Source organism: Brevundimonas sp. 01N35, assembly GCF_056399785.1.
In genome coordinates this window covers 116,367-131,289 of record NZ_JBFTRZ010000006.1, presented here as the reverse complement: position 1 = coordinate 131,289, position 14,923 = coordinate 116,367, and the positions used below count along the sequence as shown (strand labels likewise).

At 65.9% G+C, this 14,923-nt stretch carries 18 protein-coding genes; 11 read left to right on the top strand and 7 right to left on the bottom strand.

The window, feature by feature from the left end; translation table 11 throughout:
* The first annotated feature begins 8 nt into the window (after positions 1–8).
* Positions 9–914 (top strand): hypothetical protein, encoded by a 906-nt coding sequence (locus AC1DJ5_RS08200; protein WP_477020267.1) that lies wholly within the window; start codon positions 9–11, stop codon positions 912–914.
* Here AC1DJ5_RS08200 and AC1DJ5_RS08195 read toward each other — a convergent pair.
* Positions 911–2,068, bottom strand: coding sequence for a CapA family protein (locus AC1DJ5_RS08195; RefSeq protein ID WP_477020266.1), 1,158 nt, complete (start codon positions 2,066–2,068; stop codon positions 911–913). The two genes, AC1DJ5_RS08200 and AC1DJ5_RS08195, sit on opposite strands and share 4 nt — an antisense overlap.
* A 124-nt stretch (positions 2,069–2,192) precedes the next feature.
* Here AC1DJ5_RS08195 and AC1DJ5_RS08190 point away from each other — a divergent pair, with 124 nt between their 5' ends.
* Positions 2,193–3,263 (top strand): serine hydrolase domain-containing protein, encoded by a 1,071-nt coding sequence (locus AC1DJ5_RS08190; protein WP_477020265.1) that lies wholly within the window; start codon positions 2,193–2,195, stop codon positions 3,261–3,263.
* Positions 3,264–3,295: 32 nt separating this feature from the next.
* Here AC1DJ5_RS08190 and AC1DJ5_RS08185 read toward each other — a convergent pair whose 3' ends face one another.
* The gene (locus AC1DJ5_RS08185; RefSeq protein WP_477020264.1) at positions 3,296–4,174 is read right to left on the bottom strand and encodes an MBL fold metallo-hydrolase; all 879 of its coding nucleotides are present in this window, start codon (positions 4,172–4,174) and stop codon (positions 3,296–3,298) included.
* 71 nt (positions 4,175–4,245) lie between these two features.
* Here AC1DJ5_RS08185 and AC1DJ5_RS08180 point away from each other — a divergent pair, with 71 nt between their 5' ends.
* From AC1DJ5_RS08180 to AC1DJ5_RS08165, 4 genes are all read left to right on the top strand, one after another.
* Positions 4,246–4,566 (top strand): ArsR/SmtB family transcription factor, encoded by a 321-nt coding sequence (locus AC1DJ5_RS08180; protein WP_441454524.1) that lies wholly within the window; start codon positions 4,246–4,248, stop codon positions 4,564–4,566.
* A gap of 11 nt (positions 4,567–4,577) precedes the next feature.
* Positions 4,578–5,111: a rhodanese family protein gene (locus tag AC1DJ5_RS08175; protein WP_477020263.1), complete on the top strand. Its 534-nt coding sequence runs from the start codon at positions 4,578–4,580 to the stop codon at positions 5,109–5,111.
* A gap of 307 nt (positions 5,112–5,418) precedes the next feature.
* Entirely contained in the window at positions 5,419–6,174 is a 756-nt protein-coding gene (locus tag AC1DJ5_RS08170; protein WP_477020262.1) for a Crp/Fnr family transcriptional regulator, read from the top strand.
* Between the two features lie 28 nt (positions 6,175–6,202).
* On the top strand, positions 6,203–7,549 hold the full coding sequence (locus tag AC1DJ5_RS08165) for a transporter (protein ID WP_441454527.1): 1,347 nt from the start codon (positions 6,203–6,205) through the stop codon (positions 7,547–7,549).
* 37 nt (positions 7,550–7,586) lie between these two features.
* Here AC1DJ5_RS08165 and AC1DJ5_RS08160 read toward each other — a convergent pair whose 3' ends face one another.
* The 4 genes from AC1DJ5_RS08160 to AC1DJ5_RS08145 are packed head-to-tail and all read right to left on the bottom strand — an operon-like array spanning position 7,587 to position 10,141.
* Positions 7,587–8,180 carry a hypothetical protein gene (locus tag AC1DJ5_RS08160; RefSeq protein ID WP_441454528.1) on the bottom strand — a complete coding sequence of 198 codons (594 nt, stop codon included), beginning with the start codon at positions 8,178–8,180 and terminating at the stop codon, positions 7,587–7,589.
* Between the two features lie 5 nt (positions 8,181–8,185).
* Entirely contained in the window at positions 8,186–8,860 is a 675-nt protein-coding gene (locus tag AC1DJ5_RS08155) for a C39 family peptidase (protein WP_477020261.1), read from the bottom strand.
* Positions 8,861–8,916: 56 nt separating this feature from the next.
* Entirely contained in the window at positions 8,917–9,318 is a 402-nt protein-coding gene (locus AC1DJ5_RS08150) for a hypothetical protein (protein WP_477020260.1), read from the bottom strand.
* Positions 9,319–9,355: 37 nt separating this feature from the next.
* The gene (locus AC1DJ5_RS08145; RefSeq protein WP_477020259.1) at positions 9,356–10,141 is read right to left on the bottom strand and encodes a hypothetical protein; all 786 of its coding nucleotides are present in this window, start codon (positions 10,139–10,141) and stop codon (positions 9,356–9,358) included.
* Positions 10,142–10,449: 308 nt separating this feature from the next.
* Here AC1DJ5_RS08145 and lepA point away from each other — a divergent pair, with 308 nt between their 5' ends.
* Positions 10,450–12,258 (top strand): translation elongation factor 4, encoded by a 1,809-nt coding sequence (lepA, locus tag AC1DJ5_RS08140; protein ID WP_477020258.1) that lies wholly within the window; start codon positions 10,450–10,452, stop codon positions 12,256–12,258.
* A 91-nt stretch (positions 12,259–12,349) separates the two neighbouring features.
* Entirely contained in the window at positions 12,350–12,658 is a 309-nt protein-coding gene (locus tag AC1DJ5_RS08135; RefSeq protein ID WP_441454533.1) for a hypothetical protein, read from the top strand.
* 15 nt (positions 12,659–12,673) lie between these two features.
* On the opposite strand, the gene AC1DJ5_RS08130 is transcribed toward AC1DJ5_RS08135, so the two are convergent.
* Complete coding sequence (locus AC1DJ5_RS08130) at positions 12,674–13,114, bottom strand: hypothetical protein (protein ID WP_477020257.1); 441 nt, start codon at positions 13,112–13,114, stop codon at positions 12,674–12,676.
* An 85-nt stretch (positions 13,115–13,199) separates the two neighbouring features.
* Between AC1DJ5_RS08130 and AC1DJ5_RS08125 the strand changes: the two genes are divergently transcribed.
* The 3 genes from AC1DJ5_RS08125 to AC1DJ5_RS08115 all read left to right on the top strand — a co-directional run bounded on the left by AC1DJ5_RS08125 (position 13,200) and on the right by AC1DJ5_RS08115 (position 14,891).
* A complete protein-coding gene (locus AC1DJ5_RS08125; protein ID WP_477020256.1) occupies positions 13,200–13,991 on the top strand; it encodes an NYN domain-containing protein in 792 nt (263 codons plus the stop codon).
* A 49-nt stretch (positions 13,992–14,040) separates the two neighbouring features.
* A complete protein-coding gene (locus AC1DJ5_RS08120) occupies positions 14,041–14,376 on the top strand; it encodes a hypothetical protein (RefSeq protein WP_441454536.1) in 336 nt (111 codons plus the stop codon).
* A gap of 233 nt (positions 14,377–14,609) precedes the next feature.
* Positions 14,610–14,891 carry a hypothetical protein gene (locus tag AC1DJ5_RS08115; protein ID WP_441454537.1) on the top strand — a complete coding sequence of 94 codons (282 nt, stop codon included), beginning with the start codon at positions 14,610–14,612 and terminating at the stop codon, positions 14,889–14,891.
* Positions 14,892–14,923: the final 32 nt, after the last annotated feature.

Genomic DNA, 14,923 nt, shown 5'->3' with positions numbered 1-14,923 from the left:
TGTAGTGCATGAAAACGGAATATATCCGGGCATGTAGCTGCGGCTGGCTTCTCGCCGTCGGCATCGCCTGTTCCAGCCAGCCCGCCGCCGCTCAGGACTATTACGGCAGCCTCTCCGCCTCCGGCATCTACGCCGACGGTTCGAAACTGCTGGACGACCAGGAGGACTCCAACCGCTCGGCCCTCGTCCTGAGGGGCCAGGGCGGGGCGCGATGGGTGCATGGCGACAGCGCGACCCAGGTCGCCGTGAGCAGCAACTATTACAAGTATCTGGATAGGGGTCGCCGGGATCGCTGGAACAATGAGGTGAGCCTGGATCATGAGATCAGCCTGTCTGAGACCGTGAAGCTGAGCCTCCTGGCCGCGGCGGGTACAGACTATTCCACGCTGGAGTATCGATCCGCGGACCAGATCGCGCTGGGCGCAGCCATTCTCTACCGCCCGTCACGACAGCATCGCTTTGGATTTGCGGCGGAATACCGCCACCGAGAATATGACGATCGGGCCAACTCCAGCGGTTCGGCGCCCTATGCCGAGGCCACCTACCGGTATCAGCCGGACAACCTTCACAGGTTCGATTTCGACGCGCGATACGAGTGGGTGAACACGAACAACGCCAGCTTCGACTATGAGAGGCAGCGGCTCGGGGGATATTACACCCGCACCTTCGGTCGCGTGAACCGGTTGCGCCTGGGGGCAGTCGTGCAGAACTGGGAGTTCGACTCTCGTCTCGTGACCGGAGGAGGAGAGCGTCTGCACAGTTGGCGGGTTCAGCCTCAGGTGCGGTTCACGCACGCCTTCGCCAATGAGACGACGGTCGAAGTCGACTATCGCCGGGACTTCCGCCGATCGAACGACAGCACCCGCGAAGAGGACGGCAACCGCCTGTCACTGACCGTCCGCAAGGTTTTCTAGCCTGTATCGAGCCTGATGTAGCGGCCCATGGCGTCGGCGCCGGAGGCGAGGCCTGCGCGCGTCGCGCTGTCGCTACGTCTCGCCAAGGTGTCGAAAACGCCCTGGAATTCCCCATTGTCCGCAAGGCGCGGCTGGAAGCCGGTGACGGCGTTATTCGACAGGATCGGATACAGGCGCGGCTCCGGCGGCGCCGTCCGGCTTTTGGGGAACAGAAGCTCAACGGCCAGGCCGTAAGGCGGCACGTCCGGGCGCCCGGCGAAGCGACCCGGCGCGTTGAAGATGAAATTGCCGATGCCGTACAGAATCCACTTGCCGCGATACTGCTCGATCTCCTGAAGGACGTGGGCGTGATGGCCGATGATCATGTCCGCCCCCGCGTCGATCAACGCCCTGGCCTTGGCCGTCTGATAATCGGTTCTCCAGGCATAGGTCCGCCCCCAATGGGCGTAGGCGACCACGAACAACGAGGGATGCCGACGTCGATAGCGTCGCACCATCCTGGAAAAGGCGGCGACGTCCAGCCGGTTCGCGCCGGCGTTTTTGGGAGAGGCGTAGAAATGATACTGTTCGTCATACCGGCGGCGGTATTCGAAGAGGCCGAAGAAGGCGACGCGCCTGTCTCGCCCGTCGTCGGTCGGGATTTTGACGATCAGGGGGAGGGAGGCGTCATAGGCGTTGTCGCCGGCCCCAAACCATTTGATGTCATGATGACGAAGGGCTCCGAACGTGTCCTTGAGCCCCGGCACGCCGAAATCCAGCGCGTGGTTATTGGCCAATCCCACCGCATCCACGCCATGAAAACGCAATTGTTCGGGCGCTCTGGCGACATCCGACCGGCGCAGATAGCTCTTGCTGGCCAGGGCCGGGGTTTGGGCCCCCGTGAGCGGCGTTTCAAGATTCAGAACAACGTAGTCGGCGCGCTTGAGCAGCGGCGCCAGGCGTTCCAGCGAATGCGCGTAGCCGAATTCGGCGACCGACGTCGTGGCGGCGACGCCTTCCTCGATGTCGTGCCGTTCACCGAAATTCGTGTCTCCGCCGACAAGCAGACGGAAGGACGAACCTGAAGATCCGGCGGCGGGCGCCGCCCCGCAACCCGTGACGACATTCCCAAGCGACAATGCGAGACTAGATGTCAGAAAAGTTCGTCTGCGCACCACAATACCTCGTGCCACGATGATCGATGTTGATCGCGCGAAGGACTAACGCAGCGCTTGTGTTAAAGCTCCAAGCTGCTCTAACGTGACAAGGATTCAACGATAGACAGAGCGGGGCCGATGCATGAGCCATGTCGTCGTTGACCGCCGGGCGGTGGTGTCCGGCGCTGTCGCCTGCGGGGCCACGATACCTGTCCTGTCGGCCTTCCCCGCCTGGGCGCGTGCGGACCGCGACCGCAGCCGCGAGGCCCTGAGCGACTTTCGCAAACGGACGCTGAGGCTCGGCGCACGGGCGGTCTGCGTGGTCCAGAACGGCGAGACGGTGTTGGCCGCCGGCGACGTCGCGACGCCGCTTCGCATCGCCTCCATTCGCAAATCCGTTCTGGACGCGCTGTTCGGCATGGCCGTCGCCGAAGGCCAGGTGCAGCTTGACTGGACGCTGGGCGATCTGGGGATTGATCGCCTGGCGCCGCTGACCGCCACCGAAGCCGGGGCGACCGTCCGGCAACTGTTGATGAGCCGTTCGGGCGTCTATCTGCCCGCCGCGGCGGAAACCAGCCGGCAGAAGGCGCGGCGCCCAAGGCGCGGCAGCTATGCGCCGGGCGATCACTGGTATTACAACAACTGGGATTTCAACGTCCTGGGCCGGATCTACGAGATGGCCACCGGCGAGGACCTCTTCACCGCCATCGACCGTCGGCTGGCCGGGCCCCTGGGATGGCGAGACTTCAATGTTCGACGTCATACCCAGTGGGTGCGCGAACCGGCTTCGACCCCCTTCCCGGCCTACACCCTCTCGCTGTCGGCCCGGGACATGGCCCGGTTCGGCCAGCTTTACCTCAACAACGGGAACTGGAAGGGCCGCCAGTTGCTGGATCCGGACTGGGTGCGGCAGAGCACCACCGCCTATTCCCAGGGGAGCCGCAGCGGGCTTCTGAGCGGCTATGGCTATATGTGGTGGGTGGCGCGCGACTGGGCGCTCAACCAGAACTTCACGGCCTATTCGGCGGTCGGCAACGGCGGGCGCTACATCACGGTGGCCCCCAGCCTGGGACTGGTGATCGCGGTCCAGCCGAACGAACGCCGGGGGTGGCCGCCGGTGCGGCTCTATTCGGATCGGTGCGCCTATTCCAATCTGACCGGCGACTTGATCCATGGGCTTGGCGGTCCCGATCTGGGGGGAACCTGCGCCTGAACCCAGGACGCAAGACCGGAGCGACGACGCCCCTAGATCGCGTTCAGCGGCGTTTTCAGGAAACGTCGGCCCGACGGCTCGGCCGGCGGCAGGGCGCCCGCCCGAATATTGATCTGCAGCGCCGGCAGGATCAGTTGCGGCGGGCTCAGGGTCGCGTCGCGCGCCTCGCGCAGGGCGGCGAAATCCTCCTCCGACCGCCCGCCGCCGACATGGACGTTTTCGGCCCGCTCCTTCGCCACGGTCGTCTCCCAGACGACGACCTCTCGCCCCTTGGGCAGATAGTCGTGACCAACGAAGACGCGCGTCGAGTCAGGCAGGGCCAGCAGCTTCTGGATCGAACGATATAGGGTCCGCGCGTCGCCCCCGGGAAAGTCGCACCGCGCCGTGCCGTAGTCGGGCATGAACAGGGCGTCGCCGACGAAGACCGCATCGCCGATCCGATAGCTGACGCAGGCGGGGGTGTGACCGGGCGTATGCAGGACCTCGACCTCCAGGTCGCCCAGCCGGAAGCGGTCGCCCTCGGCGTAGGTCTCGTCGAAGACCGCCGCGTCCGGCGTCACGTCGCGGGCCTCAAACAGGTCGCCGAAGGTCTTCTGCACCTGCGTGATCTTCTCGCCGATGCCGATGGGCGCCCCGGTGCGGACACGGATGACGTCGGCGCCCGTCAGGTGGTCGGCGTGGGCGTGGGTCTCCAGCACCCGCGCCAGCTTCAAGCCGCGCTCGGCCACCATCGCCAGCAGGCGGTCCACCGATCCGGTCGAGGTGCGCGCCGCCGCCGGATCGTAATCCAGCACCGGGTCGATGATGGCCGCCGCCCCCGTGGCCGGGTCGGCGACGATATAGCTGACGGTGTGGGTCGCCGGATCGAAAACGCCGGTGACGTGCGGAACGGACGGTGCAGCCTGGACCATGTGACGATCTCCTTGCGACGCCCTACATATTAAATATTGCTAATTTAGCAAGCACTCATATATTGCCCGCCATGATCACCCTTAAAGCCGTCGGATTGGACCGGTTCCAGCAAAGCGCCGGACAAGCCGCCCGCCTCCTCAAGTCCCTGTCGAACGAACACAGGCTGATGATCCTGTGCCAACTCGGCGACGGCGAAATGCAGGTGTCGCAGCTTCAGGCCTGCGTCGGCCTGTCCCAGTCCGCCCTGTCCCAGCACCTGGCCCGCCTGCGCGAGGACGAACTGGTCGCGACACGCCGGGACGGCACCGCCGTCTTCTACCGCATCGATGATCCGGCCGCCCTGAAGGTGATCGCGGTGCTCGCCGAAATCTATTGCCCTCCGCTTTCCTGAAAGACCCGACCATGACCGCGCTCGTCCCCCTGTCGCCCGCCGAGGTCGCCGCCCGCCTGAAGTCCGGCGCCGCGCACCTGGTCGACATCCGCGAAGCCGACGAATTCGCCCGCGACCACGTCGTCGGCGCCCTGCCCGCGCCCCTGTCGACCTTCGAGGCCGCCGATCTGACTCTCAAAGCGGATCAGGACGTCATTTTCATGTGCCGCACCGGCAATCGCACGGGCGTCAACTGTCAGCGCCTGGCCAACCGCGTGGCGGGTCCGGCCTATGTGCTGGACGGGGGCCTAGACGCCTGGAAGAAGGCCGGCCTGCCGACCCGCACCAATGCCCAGGCGCCGCTGGAGCTGATGCGCCAGGTGCAGATGGCGGCGGGCGGCCTGATCCTGCTGGGCGGCGTGCTGGGTACGCTCGTGCATCCCGCTTTCTGGGGCCTCAGCGCCTTCGTCGGCGCCGGCCTGTTCGTCGCCGGGGCGACAGGCTTCTGCGGCATGGCCCGCCTCCTCGCCGTCGCGCCCTGGAATCGGGCCATCAAGAAGAGCTGACCATGGGCACGGCCCAACTGTGGCTCGCCGGCGGCTCGGCGCCAACGCCGCCCTGGGCCGCCGCCTGTTCGCGGGGCTGATCGTCGTGGTCGCCGCCTACGTCGCGGCGAAGGCGCCCTTCTAGCCCTCCCGGCGGTCACGGCCCCCGCGCCACAGCCTTCAAAGAAATACATGTTTCCGCTGACCTGACGGAACGGCGACGTTTGGCGACCGTTTGGCCCCGCGGAGGAGCGCCGGATATGTATTTGGCGAGGGACAGGCGCGGTGCGGCCGGAGGGTGGCCGCTGCGCCCCACAGGTTGCATGGCATGACGTCGCGAAACATCAGCGTGCGCCGCAGTCTGGGCGTGCCCGCCGACATGGCGACGCTCCGCATCCTGAACACCGCCGCGCGCCTGTCGGAGGAGGAACGCGCCCTGGTGCGCCGGCTGTGCGTGTTTCAGGAGGTGATCGCGGCGGGCGAGACCTTTACGACCGAAGGGCGCACGGTGACGCCCCGGCTGATCCTGAGCGGCTGGGCCTGTCGACAGCGGACCCTGGCGGACGGACAGCGCCAGATCTTCAGCTTCCTGCTGCCGGGCGACGGCCTGGGCCTGGGCGCGGACCCGCGTCCGCTGGATGAAACCACGACGGTGGCCCTGACCCGGGTGGAGTGCGTCGACGCCGTCATGCTGCGCGAAATCCTCGCGCTTCACGATCCCCGACACGACCGGCTGCGCCGGGCGCTGGCCACCGCGCGGCGCTACGAGGACGCCTGCCTGCTGAATCACGTCGTGCGGCTGGGCCGCCAGTCCGCCGTGGCCCGGCTCGCCCACCTGCTGCTGGAACTGCGGGATCGCCTGCAACGGGCCGGCCTGTGCAACGGCGAGCGGATGCATCTGCCGCTGACGCAGGAGATGCTGGCGGACGCGCTGGGCCTGAGCCTGGTCCACGTCAGCCGGACCCTGAGCCAGATGAAGCGCAGTCAACTGATCGCAATGCAGAACGGCTGGCTGACCCTTCTGAACGAAGCCTACCTGCGGTCCGCCTGCGACTACGGCGCGGACTACCCCGTCCTTCATTGATCCCCATTGCAAAGAGAGAGAGCGCGTCATGATCCATCGTCCTTCGCCTCGACAACGCGATTTGCACGGCTCGCGTCGAAAGGGATCGAGGCTAGGCCTGCTGTTGGCTTCGGTGGCGGCGGCGGCTCTCATCGGCCCGCAGTCCACCCTGGCCCAGGACGCCGATCTGGCCGCGCGGGTGGCGCGGCTCGAGGCCCTGGTCCTCGACCAGCAGAAACGCATCGAGGCCCAGGACGCGCTTCTGGCGGAACGCGCCGCCGGGATCGCCCCGCCGGCCGGAATCGCCAATGCCGACGTCGATGCGCGCTGGCGCGTCCAGAGCGACGCCTCGGGTCGCGCCGTCTTCGCCGATCGCGACATGACGGACCTGCGCGCCGGTCAGGCCGCCCCTAACGGCCAGCCCCAGACCACCCCGGCCCCGGAAGGCGCACCGCCGGTCGAACCGCCGCTGCTACAGGCTCGCCGCGAACAATTGGCGGCCCTCCCCGAAGGCATCGCCGTGCTGACCCAGCCCGGCAAGCTGACTGTCGATCTGTCGGCCGAATACACGCGCTCCAGCGCCAACCGGCTGGTGTTCCGCGGCATCGAGATCGTGCCCGGCGTCCAGATCGGCGTGATCGAGGCCAATGAGGCCGACCGCGACACCGGGGTGACGACCATCGCCGGCAAATACGGCGTAACCTCGCGCATGGAGGTCGAACTGCGCGCGCCCTACGTCTGGCGCAACGACACCATCACCACGGTCCAGCAGCGCGACCAGGCCGTGACCCGCACCATCGACCTGAGCGGCGACGGCATCGGCGACGTCGAGGGCGCCGTCCGCTATCAGATCAACGGCGGCGAACGCGGCCGACCGATCTTCATCGCCAGCCTGCGGGTCAAGAGCGACACCGGCAAAGGCCCCTTCGAAATTCCGCGCGACGAGTTCGGCGTGGCGACCCGCCTGGCCACCGGCTCCGGTTTCTGGGGCGTCGAACCCAGCGTCAGCTTCCTCTACCCCAGCGACCCGGCGGTGATCTTCGGCAGCCTCAGCTACTTCTCCCACCTGTCGCGCAACATCGACAAGACCGAGGGCGATATCCACATCGGCCGCGTCGATCCCGGCGACGCCATCGGCATGTCCATCGGTTTCGGCTTCTCGCTCAATCCGAGATTCTCGTACTCGCTGGGCTACAAGCACAGCTATATCCGCCCGACCACGAGCGAGTTGAACGACATCACCGAGAAGTCCGATTCCCTGCAGGTCGGCGCCCTGCAGTTCGGCATGTCCTACCTGCTCAGCGACCGCTTCAGCCTGAACGGCAATTTCGAGTTCGGGGTGACGAAGGACGCGCCGGACATGCGGTTTGTGCTGCGCGTGCCCATCGTCTTCTAGCGACGCCCGCGGTCTCCGGCCGGAACGCCGGAGACCGTCAGCGGCCGAGGGAACCGACCAGACTCGTATTGAGATCGTAGGTCATCTGCGCCGCACGCTGCTGCGCGCTGCTGGCGCTCTGCATCGCCGCCAGATCCGGCAGGTACAGGTTCAGCTCCATGTCTTGACGCAGGTTGCGATTGTTGGCGTTGTTGACGATCAGATTCTGCAGCTGGCCGGCCGTCACATTATGGATCAGGGCCGTCCCGCCGTTGCCGTCGACAAGCGCGACGCCGCCGCTGGTTCCGGCAAGCTGGGTCAGGTCGATGCCGCTGTTCACCAGCGACGTCATGGCGGCCGCCAGATCGACAACGCCCGGCACGTCGCCGCGGATTTGCTGCGTCACCGGACCGGTCGGGGTCCAGGTCAGCCGCGTCTGCAGCGCCAGCCGGTCGTCGACATAGGAGCGAATGACCACGCCGAAACCGAAGGTGAAGCCGTTGGTGGTGATGAAGCCGCCGCGCAGGCCCGACAGTTCGTCATCGGACAGGGGCTGCGGCCCCGAGGGGGTTTCCGCCAGGGCCGCCGTCGCCATCAAGGCCGGAGCCATGGCGATCAGGGCGAGCAGCAAAAGGGAACGTGCGCGTCGCATGATCGTCACCTCAAATACGGGTCGATGGGGAAGCGCGTAGTGATCTGATAGAGCGGCGGCAATTCTCGCGTCAGTTCCGCCAGGGAACGGTCCGGCAGGGCCTGCCAAGGCCGCGACCGGTTCCAGGGCGTCCATTCCGCCGCCTGATTGAAGCTGTCGGCCGGCGCCCGTATCACGAAGGCGACGCCGTTCCACATGGAGGCGAACTCGTCGCGAGTGTAGATCTTGAGCCCCAGGGCGGGATCGCCGATGAGCACGCGCCCCTCGTCGTCGCCCTTGAACACCACGAAATGCTTGTAGCCGGCCGTGTTGATCATGACGATCGCGGGCTTGTTCATCTCGGCCAGATCGACGAGCCCCAATCTGAAGCCGTCCGCCTCATAGCCGCTGGTTTCAAGAAACCGCTTCATGTCGAGCAGGGAGAAGCCGACCCGCCGGATCGCCGTCTGATCTCCGTCCGCGTACATGGCGCGAAACACCTGCTCCTCGCCGACGTTGCGGTCGTAGTGATAGCGCAGCAGGGTGGCCAGCGCAGCCGAGCCGCAACTGAAGTCGTAACGCTGCCGGACCACGGTCCGAAACGGGATGTCGCGATAGCTGACGACGCTGACCCTGGCCGGCGCCGGCCCGCTGCTGAGAAGCACATCGGCGCCTGCAGGCGCCGCCGACATCCAGGCCATGCACAAGGCCGCAAACGGAAGGCCTAGACCGCCGCGGATACAGAGCCCTCCTCGTTTCACGGCGTCGGCCCCGTGGTCACGATATTGATGGTGATCGCGCCTTGGAGATTGTTGTTGTGGCCGGTGTTCATGACGAAATTGCCGATGCCGCTGTAGCCGGCGAAGGCGTTGGGACTGATCGTGATCGCGCCGGACCCCACGGTGTTGGCGTTGACGCTGTTGCCGCTGTTCGTAGCCTTCAGAAGCTGATCGCTGGCGACGATGACGCTGACGCCTTGGCGTCCGTTCAGGTCACGGAGCTGCGACAGATCCAGCGCCGGTATTGCGGGGGACGTCGAAACCGCCGGGACTTGAGACGTAGCCGGTGAAACAATCGGCGGCGGGGGGGCGGGATCCGAGCCAGCGAACAAGAGCGCGGCTGTTAGAAAAACAAGCATGGCTTCCTCCCAGAAAGACATCGGCGGCCGGTGAAACCGGCCGCCGACAGTAGGACGCTTAGATGCCGCCGCCGCCGCTGCCGAAGGTGACGTTGGCGTTGGCGCTGACCGCCGTCGCCGCCTGGCCGATCGAGGCCATGCCGGTGTTGTTGCTTACGGTCTGAATGCCCGCGAAGCCGGCGAAGGCGCCGCCGTGTTGGCTGATGTCGCCCGTGGTCATATGGCCATGCTGGCTGCCGTCATCCCTTTCCGACTGGTCGAAGCCGATATCGCTCACCGACGCGTCCAGGTCCTGCAAGTTCAGGGAAACCCGAATGTTCCAGCTGTCATGACTCGAGTAGTCATTGAACGAGTCATTGGTGGAGCTGTCGGTGTTGAAGGAATCATCGACATAGACAGAGTTATCCGTGTTGAACGACTCATCGGTATTGTACGATTCATCAGCGTTATACGAATGTTCGTTTTCAACCCTGGAAGAACTGTCCGTATTGAAAGAATGTTCGTTTTCAACTCTGGAAGAGTTGTCGGTGTTGAAAGAATCCTCAATTTTGTTTTCAGTTTCCGTTCGAGAATTGTTGTTATGCGAATCTTCTACCTTATTTTCCGTCTCGGTCCGAGAATTGTTGTTGTAAGAATCCTCGACCTTAAGTTCACTTTCATTTTGTTGAGAATTATCCGTGTAGGTCGAATTGTCGTTGTGACCGCTGTTGTAGGAATCAGTGGCGTGAGTGTTGCCACCGACGGCGCCGGTTGGCCCAGTCGAATGGGACTGGGCGTAGCCCACGCTCGCAAACGCCAGCGTCCCCAACAGGACCGCCGCCGAAGTCATAAGTTTGGCACGCATATCGTTAGCCTCCAGATCAAAATGGATACGGAGGTTCCTCCACCTCCGGACAACCCAATCGCTCTGAGCAGCCGTCGTTCCGCATTTTCGGCCCAAGCGAACCAGCCCCAAAATGGCCGCTCTTCGGGCATTCCCGTGGCGCCCCGCGCCAATTGTTATGGATTGGACGACCGCCAGGATTCCGGGCGGATCATTTGATGGGGCGACCACCCAAAATAAACTCGGTCGCCCGCCGACCTTCGCCGGAAATAAGCCCACAGCGCCCCGTGCATGGCGTTCGGGCGCTGCGGATGCTAAGCGCGCGGACCATGACGACGCCCCCAATCGAACGCATCCGTAATTTCTCGGTGGTCGCCCATATCGACCACGGCAAGTCCACGCTGTCAGACCGGCTGATTCAGTTCACCGGCGGCCTGACCGCGCGTGAAATGTCGGCGCAAGTCCTCGATAATATGGACATCGAAAAAGAGCGCGGCATCACCATCAAGGCGCAGACCGTGCGCCTGAACTACAAGGCCAAGGACGGGCTGGACTATGTCCTGAACCTGATGGACACGCCGGGGCACGTCGACTTCGCCTATGAGGTGTCGCGCAGTCTGGCCGCGTGCGAGGGTTCGATCCTGGTGGTGGACGCCTCGCAGGGGGTCGAGGCCCAGACCTTGGCCAACGTCTATCAGGCGATCGACAACAACCACGACATCGTGCCGGTCCTGAACAAGATCGATCTGCCCGCCGCCGAACCCGAGCGCGTTCGCCAGCAGATCGAGGACGTCATCGGCATCGACGCCTCGGACGCCGTCATGTGCTCGGCCAAGTCGGGCATCGGCATCGAGGACGTGCTGGAGGCCATCGTGGCCCGCCTGCCCGCGCCCAAGGGCGACATCAACGCCCCACTCAAGGCCATGCTGGTCGACGCCTGGTACGACCCCTACCTGGGCGTGGTGCTTCTGGTGCGCGTGTTCGACGGCGTGCTGAAGACCGGCATGCGCGTGCAGATGATGCAGCACGGCACGACCCACCTGGTCGACCGCGTCGGCGTCTTCCTGCCCAAGAACACCCCCGTGGACCAGCTCGGCCCCGGCGAGGTCGGCTTCATCACCGCCCAGATCAAGGAAGTGGCCCACGCCGCCGTCGGCGACACCATCACCGACGAGAAGAAGCCGACCGCCGAACCGCTGAAGGGCTTCAAGGAGGTCCAGTCCGTGGTCTTCTGCGGCCTGTTCCCGGTCGACGCCGCCGACTTCGAGGACTTGCGCGCCGCCATCGGCAAGCTGCGCCTGAACGACGCCAGCTTCACCTTCGAGATGGAATCCTCGGCTGCCCTGGGCTTCGGCTTCCGCTGCGGCTTCCTCGGCCTGCTGCACCTGGAGATCATCCAGGAGCGCCTGAGCCGCGAGTTCAACCTGGACCTGATCGCGACGGCCCCCTCGGTCGTCTACAAGATCGGCCTGCGCGACGGACGCGAGATCGACCTGCACAACCCGGCCGACCTGCCCGACGTGATGCAGATCGAGTCGATCGCCGAGCCGTGGATCAAGGCTACCATCCTGACCCCCGACGAATACCTGGGCGGCGTCATCAAGCTGTGTCAGGATCGCCGCGGCTCGCAGGTCGAGCTGTCCTACGTCGGCAGCCGCGCGCTGGTGGTCTATGAGCTGCCGCTGAACGAGGTCGTCTTCGACTTCTACGACCGCCTGAAGTCGATCTCGAAGGGCTACGCCTCGTTCGACTATGAGCTGACCGACTACAAGGTCGGCGACCTAGTCAAGATGAGCATCCTCGTCAACGCCGAGCCGGTCGACGCCCTGTCGATGCTGGTCCACCGTGGCCGCGCCGAAACGCGCGGACGCGGCATGGTCGAGAAGATGAAGGAGCTGATCCCGCCCCACATGTTCGTCATTCCGATCCAGGCGGCCATCGGCGGCAAGATCATCGCCCGCGAAACCGTCCGCGCCCTGCGCAAGGACGTGACGTCCAAGTGCTACGGCGGCGACGCCACCCGCAAGAAGAAACTGCTCGAGAAGCAGAAGGCTGGCAAGAAGCGCATGCGCCAGTTCGGCAAGGTCGAGATTCCGCAGGAAGCCTTCATCGCGGCGCTGAAGATGGACGAGGACTGAGGACCGGCCAGACGCCAGTCCGAATATCTTTGGTTGCTGAATCCCGAGGGGCGTGAGAGGCTCTCGGCCTCAAAACAAGGGATTGCGCCTGATGCTTATGGTCATCTTCGCCTTGCTGGCCATGCCGATGGCCCAGCAGCCAGAGCCCGCTTCGCCACAAGCCGCGCCTCAAGTGATGGCGTCGGCAGAGGCCGCCGCGCCGGAAACGCCGCGACAGGCCGCCGAGCGCCGGCGTCTGGCGCGGCTCGAAGTCGTCTGTTCGCAACGCGCGCCGACGGGTTCGCGCCTTGACCGCACCCAGTGCGAGCCACGCCACCGCGCCGAGCTTCAAGCCCGCGCCAAGCGTCAAGAGACCGAAGACTTCATCAACAACACGGGGATGGTGACGCCTCTGGACTGACGACGCTGGCGGCCGCTATCGCTTCCTGAAGCGGGCGGCGTCGGCGGCCAGGCTGGCGCCCCAATCGGTCGTGGGGTGGTCGGGCTCGGCGTGGAAGGGCAGTTCGCCGGCCACTCCGCGCGCCGCCAGGGCCAGAGGCAGGGCGTAGTGGGGCATGAGACGCAGAGGCTTGCGGCGCTTGTCGGTCACGTCCCAGCCCATAGCCTCGAAGGCTTCGGCCAGATCGGCGCCGGACAGGCGGTGGATGTCCCGCAAGCTGTCGGGCCAATCCTCGGGCAGCGCGACGGCCTCGGCCGCATCGCCCGTCAGGCCGAACAGGGACTGGGTCAGGGCGTCGATCTCGGGGAATTCGTCGCGGGCGTCGGGATCGGCGTAGCGCGGCTTCATCAGCGCCTTCAGTTCCAGATCATCGACGCCGGGCAGGTCGATCAGGCGGCGGAGCGGTGCGTTGGTCATGCCGCCCTGTAGCACGCCCGTCGGCGGTTGACCGCGCCCGCGCGCGGGTCGAGGCTGGCGGTTCGGATCGCTGAAAGGCTCGCCCATGCCGACCGACGCCCTGAACGCCTATGCCCGGACGCCGCGCCTGGCCGTGCTGATCGACGGAGAGAACGCCTCGTCGCGGATCGCCGAGGCCCTGTTCACCGAGATCGCGACGCTAGGCGAGGCCAGCGCCCGACGCATCTATGGCGACGCGGCCAACACCTCGCTGAAAGGCTGGATCGACGTCCTCGCGCGCTGGGCGATCCAGTGGCAGCAGAATTTCGCCAACACCAAGGGCAAGAATTCCGGCGACATCGCCCTGGTCATCGACGCCATGGACCTGCTGCACTCGGGGCGGTTCGACGGCTTCTGCCTGGTGTCGTCGGACAGCGACTTCACCCGGCTGGCGGCGCGCATCCGCGAACAGGGCGTGCCGGTCTATGGTTTTGGCGAGCGCAAGACGCCCGAGAGCTTCCGTCAGGCCTGCACCCGCTTCATCTACACCGAGAACCTGAGAGGCCCTGCGGAGGGCGGCGACGCGGACGCGACCGCAACCCCCGCCCCGATCCCCGCGGTGAGGAAACCGTCCGAGGCCACGCCGCTGATCGCCACCGCCATCGCCGACATGGACGAGGACGGCGACGGCTGGGTCAGCGTCGGCGGCATCGGCAACCGGCTGAGGAACGCCCATTCCGACTTTGACCAGCGCACCTACGGCTACGCCAAGCTGTCGGAGCTGATCCGCGCCACGGGCCGTTTCGACGTGGAAGTCGGGCCCGGCAGCGCCATGCGTGCGCGGGTCAAGCGCGCCGACAAGCGGAACGGTTCGGATAACAGTGTTGCCACAAAGTGAAGCGGCGGGCAGGATGGCCGTCTGACCGTTCCGCGCACAGGAGTTCGCCATGCTGTTGATCACCGCCGCCGCCCTGGCCCTGCTGGGCGCCCCCGCGCTCCAGAATGAGGAGGGCGCCGCTCGACCGCGCGTCGCCTCCAGCACGCCGTCGCGCGCCATCTCGGCCCGCGCCCCGACCTTGCCGGACGGCCCCACTCGGGTCGTCTGCGGTCGCGAGAAGGCCATGGACAGCAACATCATGCGCCGCGTCTGCCGCGAAGTGCCGGTGAACAGCGCGGGCCGCGAACTGATGTCGGGCGATTATCTGCGGCAGATGCAAAGCATCGGCCTCGACTCCTCGAACGGCCCCAGCCGGCGCGCGCCCGGCGGGCGCCCGGTCGGCTGACGTCGATCACCCTTGTCGCCGGCGCGCGCCTGTCCCAAGCGCCCGATGCAACGGAGATCGCGCCCGAGCTCGGCCCGCCGCCAGGCCCTCCCGTCGGCGTGCCCGCCGCCTGGGTTCTCTAACCCCGCGCGCGGGATGGTCGCATAGAAGGTAGACTCTTGGAGCCTTTTCGGCCCTGATCGCCCCACGCTGCTCCCGTTCTGCCCTGCTAGAAGAAAATCAAAGCCGCTCAGATGTTCATGATCCTGGTTGCGTCTCTCGCCGTTCTTACCCTTGATCCGACCGCCGCGTCGGCCAGTCGCCCCGCCGTCCCGCCGAGCACGGCCATCGCCCCGGCTCCGACCGTTCCGTCCGGCGAGCCGATGCGCGAAGTCTGCCGCCGGGAACGCACGCCGGGCTCCAATCTGTCGGAACGTGTCTGCCGTCAGGTCCCGGTGAACAGCGCCGCCCGCGACCGCTCGGCGGGCGATCGCCTGCGCGAGTCCCAGGGGTCGAGGACGCCGCAGAGCTTCTAGAACAGCGGGCTTTTCGCGCCCCCAGGCCGCCC